We start from the raw sequence: 9,646 nt of genomic DNA on the forward strand, positions 1-9,646 counted from the left end.
GGGAGGATCCCATTGTCTGACTGTGGCATGCCTGTATCGCCCACGCCTTGAAGAAGCGGCATGGTCATTCGGTTGGTTGTAAGCATTATCTGATCTTGCGTATTGACCACTGATACCTGCAGAGCTTCTGTCCATAATTATATTTCATTAATTCATGAAAGTATAAAAAGCAGACTGCTGTTCTGTTCAGAAGTTCATTTTACTGAAATGCCTGTAAAACCAAGCCGTTATTTTCAAATCATTTTGGGCAACAGGTATTCAACGCTGGCGTTCCATCCCCGGAATGTGAACACAGTTCTTGAGTCATGATGAAAGGGAAGAGGTTATTGGCTTTTTTTTTCTCTTCCTTTTTCTTTTTGTTGGTTTGCCTGTTTGCTTTTCTAAATGTTCTTCAGCGGTTAAGTAACAGTAATCTGAGGATTGACACCCTTTATCGACGGTAACGTTTGCCTCATCTGCCCACCCGATTTTATATGATACAGAGCCATGGCCCTGAGGTGGGATGTCCACCCTGGTCTTTATTTGATCAATACATCGTTTTATTGAATCCTGGTTCCAAAGCGTGTTAGTGGGGATTTCAATGACCTCAAATCCCGCTTTTTGCAGCAGTGCGATTTTCAGCAGAGTCGAACCATTCCTGGTTTTGAAATCACCCCACACGTAATGAGAGGGTCCCTGAATTTCAATAATAATATTATGGTCTGGCAGTAGCAGATCAACCGGAGGTAATGAGTTCAGACTCCTTTCTGCTTCAATCTTTAAAGTGGGAATAGATAATTGCAGTTGATCGCGGAAGTCGGTTTGAGGTTTTGAAATGCTGGTCTGGTAATGGGGGACGATGGGACACGCCCTGCCAAGCCAGCTTGTGGCCATGGCAATGATGGATTGTTCATCGCCATTGTTTGAGGTTGCATTTTCCAGGCGAGTAAACAGGGCATCCATGTGTTTTTCAAGCAAGCTGTTTTTATCGGCATTGGCATTTGAAGAGAGCCTGGCACAGCATACCAATACTCCCCAGAGAGACATCGATATATCTTGCTGAGATAACTGAGGGCATTGACTGATTTGGTAGAGAAGAAGTTCAGACGTGGATTTAACCACGTTCAGCTCAACGAGCTCACCCAGTTTCGCCATGGCCCACAGCAGGCTGGCGATATCCCGGGCATTGAGTTGGTCTTTCTTTGCGTTCACGTGGGGCAACAGCGCGGCCACGACCTCTTTGAGACCTGGTGTCTGCTCCTGCCCGTTGTCCACCAGTTTTGCCATGGCCCACAGAAGGTTGGCGTTACCTTGGGCATTAAATTGGTCTTTCTGTGCGTTCACGTGGGGCAACAGCGCGGCCACAGACTCTTTGAGCCCTGGTGTCCACTGCTGCCCGTTGTCTACCAGTTTCGCTATGGCCCACAGGAGGTTGGCGGTATGCTGAGGAATAAATTGGTCTTTGTGTGCGTTCACATGGGGCAACAGTGCGGTCATGGTCTCTGTGAACCCTGGTGTTCGCTCCAGCCCGAAGTCCACCAGTTTTGCCATGGCCCACAGCAGGTTGCTGATTTCCCGTGATCTAAAGTTAGCTTTCTGTGTTTTCACGCAGGGCAACAGGGCGGCCACAGCCTCGTTGAGCGCTGGTGTCTGCTCCTGCCCGTTGTCTACCAGTTTCGCCATGGCCCACAGCAGGTTGGCGATTCCCCGGGCATCAATTTCCCATGCTGTCGCTTTTCGGTTGCACTTGAATATTATTGCATCCAGCAGTGTCGACAACAGGGCAGCTTGTGCACGCTTAACACGCTGATCCACAGGTTTATGGAGGGTAAAAACACCTGCTGAAGTCAATGAGTGCAGTGTTGTCGTCAGGCTTAGCCAATTCCAGCTTCGCGTTGCGGTGAAATTTTGCAGCAAACGCATCAGCTGGCTTTGTTCCGCTCGATTTAACGGTCTTTTAGAAGCTGACGTGTATTTTTTAATTGAACTGGCATATAGGCCGTGATCTCTCCCATCATAGCGATGACCGAAACGATACGATTTACTGACCAGACCATCCATTATTTCCTGTTGGGTGAGCGCATTAAAATCGTGAGCATGATTTACTGAACGGCGCAGTAAATATTGAGCAGGGCGTGGAGCAGAAGAATGGTAAACTTCATTACGCCCCGGGGCTGTGCGGGGAGGAGGTTCCATTGTCTGACTGTGGCATGCCTGTATCGCCCACGCCTTGAAGAAGCGGCATGGTTATTCGGTTGGTTGTAAGCATTACCTGATCTTGCGCATTGACCACTGATCCCGGCAGAGCTTCTATTCATAATTATATTTCATTAATTCATGAAAATATAAAAAGAAGACTGCTGTGCGGTTCAGAAGTTCATTTTGCTGAGAGGTTTACCCTGGTTTTTATTTGATCAATACATAATGTCATTGAATCCTGGTTACCAAGATGGTTAACCGGGATTTCAATGACCTCAAATCCTGCTTTTTGCAACAGTGCGATTTTCAGCAGAGTTGACCCATTCCTGGCTTTGCAATCACCATCCACGTAATGAAAGGGGCCCTGAACCTCAATCACAATGTTGTGATCTGGCAGTAGCAGGTCAACCGGAGGTAAAAAGTTCAGACTCTTTTCTTCTTCAATCTGCAAAGTGGGAAGGCATAATTGGAGTTGCTCACGGAAGAAGGTTTGAGGTTTTGAAATGACGGTCTGATAACGGGGGAAGAACGGACAAGGTACCCCAAGCCAACTTGCCGCCATGGCAATGATGGATTGATCTTCTTCATTGTCCGGGAAGTCTGTTTTCAGCCGGGTAAACAGTTCATCCATATGCCTTTCAAACTCATTATTTTTATTGCCATTGGAGACCAGAGACAGCCTGGCACAGCATACCATTACTCCCCAGAGAGACATCAATATCGCTTGCCTGGAGACCTGGGGGTTGCCACTGATTCGGTAGACGAGGGATTTGAACGTCGATATCACCACGTTCAGCTCAACGAGTTCACCCAGCTTCGCCATGGCCCACAACAGGTTGGCGATATGCTGAGAAGTAAATTGATCTTTCAGTGCGTTCACGAGGGGTAACAGCGCGCCCACGGTTTCATTGAACTCTGGCGTCTGCCCCTGTCCTTTGTCCATCAGTTTCGCCATGGCCCACAGCAGGTTGGCGATATGCTGAGGAATAAATTGGTCTTTCTGTGTGTTCACGTGGGGTAACAGTGCCGCCACGGCTTCGTTGAGCTCCGGCGTCTGTTCCTGCCCGTTGTCCACCAGTTTCGCCATGGCCCACAGCAGATTGGCGACACCCTGTGGTTCAAAGTTAGCTTTCTGTGGGCTCACATGGGACAGCAGGGCGGCCACAGCCTCTTTGAGCCCCGGTATCCACTTCAGCCCGTTGTCCACCAGTTTCGCCATGGCCCACAGCAGGTTGGTGATATGCTGGGGAATAAATTGGTTTTTCTTTGCGTTCACGAGGGGCAACAGCACGGCCTCGGCCCCTTTAAGTTCTGGTGTCTGCTTGTGCCCGTTGTCCACCAGTTTCGCCATGGCCCACAGCAGGTTGGTGACACCCTGGGCACCAATATAGCTGGTTTCAGCTTTTTGGTTGCACTTGAATATTATTGCCTCAAGTAGCGTTGACAATAAGGCAACTTGAGTACGCTTAACACGCTCATCTCTATGGGGTTATGAGGGGTAAACACACCCGCTGAAGTAAATGAGTGCAGTGTTGTCGTCAGGTTTCGCCAATTCCAGCCTGGCGTTGCTGTGAAATTTTGCAGCAAACGCATCAGCTGGCTTTGTTCCGCTCGATTTAACGGTCTTTTAGCCGCTGATGTGTATTTTTTAATTGAACTGGCATATCGGCCGTGCTCTCTCCCATCATAGCGATGACCGAAACGGCCCGATTTACTCACCAGTCCATCCATTACTTCCTGTTTAATGAGGGCATTGAAATCTTGAGTAGAGTTCACTGAGCGGAACATTAGATTTTGAGAAGAGCATGCGTCAGAAGAGTGGTAAAATTCGTTGCACCCCGGGGTAGTGCGGAGGGGATTATCCCACTGTTCGACTATGCCATGTCTATATTGCACACGCCTTGAAGAAGCGGCATGGTCATCCGGTCGGTTGTAACCATTATTTGATCTTGTGTATTGACCACTGATACCAGCAGAGTTTCTATGCATTTATATTTCTTTAATTCATGAAATATAAAAAGCAGACTGCTGTTTTGTTCAAAAGTTCATTTTGCTGATAATGTCTATAAACGTAAACGGTTGGGGAGTAACCGTGATCCGAGGGTTGCCTGCCTTTATCAGCAGTAACCTATGCCTCATCTGCCCACCTTCTTTTAAGTTATACAGAGCCATGACCCTGTGGCGGGATGCCTACCCTTACCTTTATCTGATGAATACATCGTTTCATTGAATCCCGCTTCCAAAGCATGATAACCGGGATTTCAATGACCTCAAATCCTGCTTTTTGCCACAGTGCGATTTTCAGCAAAGTCGAACCCTTCCTGGTTTTGAAATCACCACCCACGTAATGAGACGGTCCCTGAACTTCAATCACCATGTTGTGATCTGGCAGGAGCAGGTCAACCGGAGGTAATGAATTCAGACTCTTTTCTTCTAAAATCCGCAAAGATGGAATGCATGATTGGAGTTGATTGCGAAAGTCGGATTGACGTTTTGAAACGTTTGCATGGTAATGGGGGGCGAACGGACACGGTCTCCCAAGCCAACTTGCGACCGTGGCAATGGTGCGTTGACCCTCTTCATTGTCCGGGGATTTATTTTCCAAGCGAATAAACAGGTCATCCATGTGCTTTTCAAGCCCGTTATTGTTATTGGAGTCCAGAGATAATCTGGCACAGCAAACCATGACTCCCCAGAGAGACATCAATATGTCTTGCTGTGAGAGCTTGGGGTTTTCACTGATTCGGTAAACAAGCGATTCGAACATAGAGGTCACCAGGTTCAGCTCAACGAACTCACCCAGTTTCGCCGTGGCCCAAAGCAGATTGGCGATTTCCTTTGGTTTAAAGTTAGCCTTCTGTATGTTCACTTGGCGCAATAGCGCGGCCACGGCCTCGTTGAGTCTTGATGTCGACTCCCCGTTGTCCACCAGTTTCGCCATGGCCCACAGAAGGCTGGCGATATGCTGAGGAATAAATCGGTTTTGCTGTACGTTCACGAGGGGCAACAGTGCGGTCACGGCCTCATTGAGCCCTGGTGTCTGCTCCTGCCCGTTGTCCACCAGTTTCGCCATGGCCCACAGCAGGTTGGCGATATTCTGAGGATTAAATTGGTCTTTCTGTACGTTTACGTGGGGTAACAGCGCGGCCAGGGCCTCATTGAACTCTGGCGTCCGTTCCTGCCCGTTGTCGAGCAGTTTTGCCATGGCCCACAGTAAGTTGGCGATACCCTGTGGTGCAAAGTCAGCTTTCTGTGTGTTTACGTGGGCTAACAGCGCGGCCACGGCCTCATTGAACTCTGGCGTCCGTTCCTGCCCGTTGTCCACTCCTTTTGCCATGGCCCACAGCAGGTTGGCGATATGCTGAGGAATAAATTGATCTTTCTGTGCACTCACGTGGGGTAACAGCGCGGCCACGGCTTCGTTGAGTTCTGGTGTCCGCTCCTGCCCATTGTCCACCAGTTTCGCCATGGCCCACAGCAGGTTGGCGATATGCTGAGGGATAAATTGATCTTTCTGTGCACTCACGTGGGGTAACAGCGCGGCCACGGCTTCGTTGAGTTCTGGTGTCCGCTCCTGCCCATTGTCCACCAGTTTCGCTATGGCCCACAGTAGGTTGGCGATTTCCTGTGGTTTAAAGTGCGCTTTCTGTGCGTTCACGTGGGGCAATAGGCTGGCCACGGCCTCGTTAAACTCTGGTGTTCGCTCCGGTCCGTTGTCCACCAGTTTCGCCATGGCCCACAGCAGGTTGGCGACACCCTGGGCATCAATATAGCTGGCTTGAGCTTTTTGGTTGCACTTGAATATTATTGCCTCAAGTAGCGTTGACAATAAGGCAACTTGAGTATGCTTAACACGCTTATCTATTGGGTTATGGGGGGTAAAAACACCCGCCGAAGTAAATGAGTGCAGTGTTGTCGTCAGGCTTCGCCAATTCCAGCTCCGTGTTGCTGTGAAATTTTTCAGCAAACGCACCAGCTGGCTTTGTTCCACTCGATTTAACGGTCTTTTAGCTGCTGATGTGTATTTTTTAATTGAACTGGCATATAGACCGTGATTTCTCCCATCATAGCGATGGCCGAAATGTTCCGATTTACTCACCAGACCATCCATTATCTCTTGTTTTATGAGAGCATTAAAATCTCGAGCATTGTTTATTGAACGGTACAGTAGATATTGAGAAGAGCGTGCAGCAGAAGTACAGTAATTTTCATTACGCTCCGGGGCTGTGCGGGGGGGATGACCCCACTGCCTGACTGTGGCATGTCTATATCGTCCAGGCCTTGAGGAAGAGGCATGGTCATTCGGTCGGTTGTAACCATTATTTGATCTTGTGTATTGACCACTGATACCAGCAGAACTTCTATCCATAATTATATTTCATTAATTCATGAAAATATAAAAAGCAGACTGCTGTTTTGTTCAAAAGTTCATTTTGCTGAAATGGCTAACTGGCTATTTGTTTTCTTCCTCTTTGCGGGTTTGACGGTTTGCTCCTCTGAATGTTCTTCCACAGTCAAGTAATCGTGATCTGAGGGTTGCCTGCCATTATCAGCAGTAACCTATGCCTCGTCTGCCCATTAAGTTATACAGAGCCATGACCCTGTGGCGGGATGCCTATCCTGACCTTTATCTGATGAATACATCGTTTCATTGAATCCCGCTTCCAAAGCATGATAACCGGGATTTCAATGACCTCAAATCCTGCTTTTTGCAACAGTGCGATTTTCAACAGAGCCGAACCCTTCCTGGTTTTGAAATCACCACCCACGTAATGAGACGGTCCCTGAATTTCAATCACCATGTTGTGATCTGGCAGTAGCAGGTCAACCGGAGGTAATGAATTCAGACTCTTTTCTTGTTCAATCCGCAAAGATGGAATGCATGATTGGAGTTGATTGCAGAATTCGGATTGACGTTTTGAAACGATTGCACGGTAATGGGGGACGAACGGACATGGCCTCCCAAGCCAACTTGCGGCCATGGCAATGGTGTATTGATCCTCTACACTGACCGGGGAGGTATTTTCCAGGCGAATAAACAGGTCATCCATGTGCTTTTCCAGCACGTGACCTTTACTGGTATTTGGCACCAGAGATAACCTGGCACAGCATACCATTACTGCCCAAAGGGACATCAATATCGCTTGCTGAGAAAACTGAGGGTTGCCACTGATTCGGTCGACCAGCGATTTAAACGTGGAGGTTAGCATGTTCAGCTCAATGAGTTCGCCCATACTCGCCATGGCCCACAGCAGGTTGGCGATATCCTGGGCATTACATTGGTTTTTCTGTGCCTTCACGAGAGGCAACAGCGCCGTCAAGGCCTCATTGAACTCTGGTGTCTGCTCCTGCCCGTGATGCACCAGTTTCGCCATGGCCCACAGCAGGTTGGCGATCTCCTGTGGTCTTAAGTTAGCTTTCTGTGCGTTCACGTGAGGCAACAGTGCGGCCACGGCCTCTTTGAGTCCTGGTGTCTGCTCGTGCATTTTGTCCGCCAGTTTCGCCATGGCCCACAGCAGGTTGGCGATATGCTGAGGAAAATATTGGTCTTTCTGTGCGTTCGCGTGGGGCAACAGCGCAGCCACCGCCTCTTTGAACTCTGGTGTCCACGTCTGTCCGTTGTCGACGAGTTTTGCCATGGCCCACAGCAGGTTGGCGATTTCCTGTGTGTTAAAGTTAGCTATCTCTGTGTTCACGTGGGGTAGCAGAGCGACTATAGCCTCGTTGTACTCTGGTGTCCGCTCTTGCCCGCTGCCTACCAGTTTCGCTATGGCCCAAAGCAGGTTGGCGATATTCTGGAAATTAAATTGGTCTTTCTGTACGTTCACCCGGGGCAGCAGCGCGGCCACGGCCTCTTCAAGCCCTGGTGCCCGCTCCAGCCCGCTGCTCACCAGTTTCGCCATGGCCCACAGCAGGTTGGCGATTTCCTTTGGTTTAAAGTGAGCTTTCTGTGCGTTCACCTGGGGCAACAACGCGGCCACGGCCTCTTTGAGCTTTGGTGTCTGATCCTGCCCGTTGTCCAGCAGTTTCGTCATGGCCCACAGCAGGTTGGTGATTTCCTGTGGTTTAAAGTGAGTTTTCTGTGCGTTCACGTGGGGCAACAGCGCGGCCACGGCCTCGTTGAGCTCTGGTGTCCGCTCCTGTCCGTTGACCACCAGTTTTGCCATGGCCCACAGCAGGTTGGCGATTTCCTGTGGTTTAAAGTGAGCTTTCTGTGCGTTCACGTGGGGCAATAGCGCGACCACGGCCTCGTTGAGCTCTGGTGTCTGCTCCTGCCCGTTGTTCACCAGTTTCGCCATGGCCCACAGCAGGTTGGCAATTTCCTGGGCATTAAATTGGTCTTGCTGTGCGTTCATGTGGGGCAACAGTGCGGCCACAGCTTCGTTGAGTCCTGGTTTTCGCTCCTGCCCGCTGTCTATCAGTTTCGCCATGGCCCACAGCAGGTTGGCGACACCCTGGGCACCAATATAGCTGGCTTGAGCTTTTTGGTTGCACTTGAATATGATTGCCCCAAGTAGCGTTGACATTAGGGCAACTTGAGTATGCTTAACACGCTCATCTATGGGGTTATGGAGGGTAAACACACCCGCCGAAGTAAATGAGTGCAGTGTTGTCGTCAGGCTCCGCCAATTCCAGCCTGGCGTTGCTGTGAAATTTTGCAGCAAACGCATCAGCTGGCTTTGTTCCGCTCGATTTAACGGTCTTTTAGCCGCTGATGTGTATTTTTTAATTAAACAGGCATATCGGCTGTGATGTCTTCCATCATAGCGATGACCGAAGTGGCCCGATTTACTCACCAGTCCATCCATTACTTCCTGTTTAATGAGGGCATTGAAATCCTGAGCAGAGTTCACTGAGCGGAACATTAGATTTTGAGCAGAGCATGCATCAGAAGAGTGGTAAAATTGGTTACGCCCCGGGGTACTACGGAGCGGATTATCCCACTGTTCGACGGTGCCATGTCTATATTGCACACGGCTTGAAGAAGCGGCATGGTCATCCGGTCGGTTGTAACCATTATTTGATCTTGTGTATTGACCACTGATACCAGCAGAGCTTCTATCCATAATTATATTTCATTAATTCATGAAAATATAAAAGGCAGACTGCTGTTTTGTTCAAAAGTTCATTTTGCTGGATTGTTGATTAATGAGCCATGCCCCTGTGGCGGGATCCCTGTCCTGGTTTTTATTTGATCAATATATGCTTTCATTAAATCCTGATTGCAAAGCCTGTTAACCGGAATTTCAATGACCTCAAATCCTGCTTTTTGCAACAGTGCGATTTTCAGCAGAGTCGAACCCTTCCTGGTGTTGAAATCACCACCCACGTAATCACGGTAAAAACATGAGCATTTTTTGAACAGACAAGCAGGCTAAAAAAGTGCAAAATACCTCCTTTTTCCTGCTTATCTATGTCTGCAAAATCCCTGTTCTCTAAATTCAGCACCCTCACCGACCCTCGTGAT

General features: G+C 49.0%; 8 protein-coding genes. All 8 read right to left on the bottom strand.

What is annotated here, in order from left to right; genetic code table 11:
* Positions 1–303: 303 nt before the first annotated feature.
* Entirely contained in the window at positions 304–2,040 is a 1,737-nt protein-coding gene (locus J7438_RS24125; protein ID WP_209278608.1) for an RAP domain-containing protein, read from the bottom strand.
* Between the two features lie 41 nt (positions 2,041–2,081).
* Positions 2,082–2,297 carry a hypothetical protein gene (locus J7438_RS24130; protein WP_209278609.1) on the bottom strand — a complete coding sequence of 72 codons (216 nt, stop codon included), beginning with the start codon at positions 2,295–2,297 and terminating at the stop codon, positions 2,082–2,084.
* Positions 2,298–2,356: 59 nt separating this feature from the next.
* Positions 2,357–3,625 carry an RAP domain-containing protein gene (locus J7438_RS24135; protein ID WP_209278610.1) on the bottom strand — a complete coding sequence of 423 codons (1,269 nt, stop codon included), beginning with the start codon at positions 3,623–3,625 and terminating at the stop codon, positions 2,357–2,359.
* Complete coding sequence (locus tag J7438_RS24140) at positions 3,601–4,167, bottom strand: hypothetical protein (RefSeq protein ID WP_209278611.1); 567 nt, start codon at positions 4,165–4,167, stop codon at positions 3,601–3,603. Before J7438_RS24140 ends, J7438_RS24135 begins: the two co-directional genes overlap by 25 nt.
* 169 nt (positions 4,168–4,336) lie before the next feature.
* Positions 4,337–6,547: a DUF1601 domain-containing protein gene (locus J7438_RS24145; protein WP_209278612.1), complete on the bottom strand. Its 2,211-nt coding sequence runs from the start codon at positions 6,545–6,547 to the stop codon at positions 4,337–4,339.
* Positions 6,548–6,761: 214 nt separating this feature from the next.
* Positions 6,762–9,245, bottom strand: coding sequence for a DUF1601 domain-containing protein (locus J7438_RS24150; RefSeq protein ID WP_209278613.1), 2,484 nt, complete (start codon positions 9,243–9,245; stop codon positions 6,762–6,764).
* A 59-nt stretch (positions 9,246–9,304) separates the two neighbouring features.
* On the bottom strand, positions 9,305–9,508 hold the full coding sequence (locus J7438_RS24155; protein ID WP_209278614.1) for a hypothetical protein: 204 nt from the start codon (positions 9,506–9,508) through the stop codon (positions 9,305–9,307).
* The coding region (locus J7438_RS24160; RefSeq protein WP_209278615.1) for a hypothetical protein at positions 9,466–9,646 on the bottom strand (181 nt) is incomplete at its 5' end. The genes J7438_RS24155 and J7438_RS24160, both read right to left, overlap by 43 nt.

This window comes from Thalassotalea sp. G20_0 (genome assembly GCF_017744175.1).
GTDB lineage: Bacteria > Pseudomonadota > Gammaproteobacteria > Pseudomonadales > Endozoicomonadaceae > Endozoicomonas.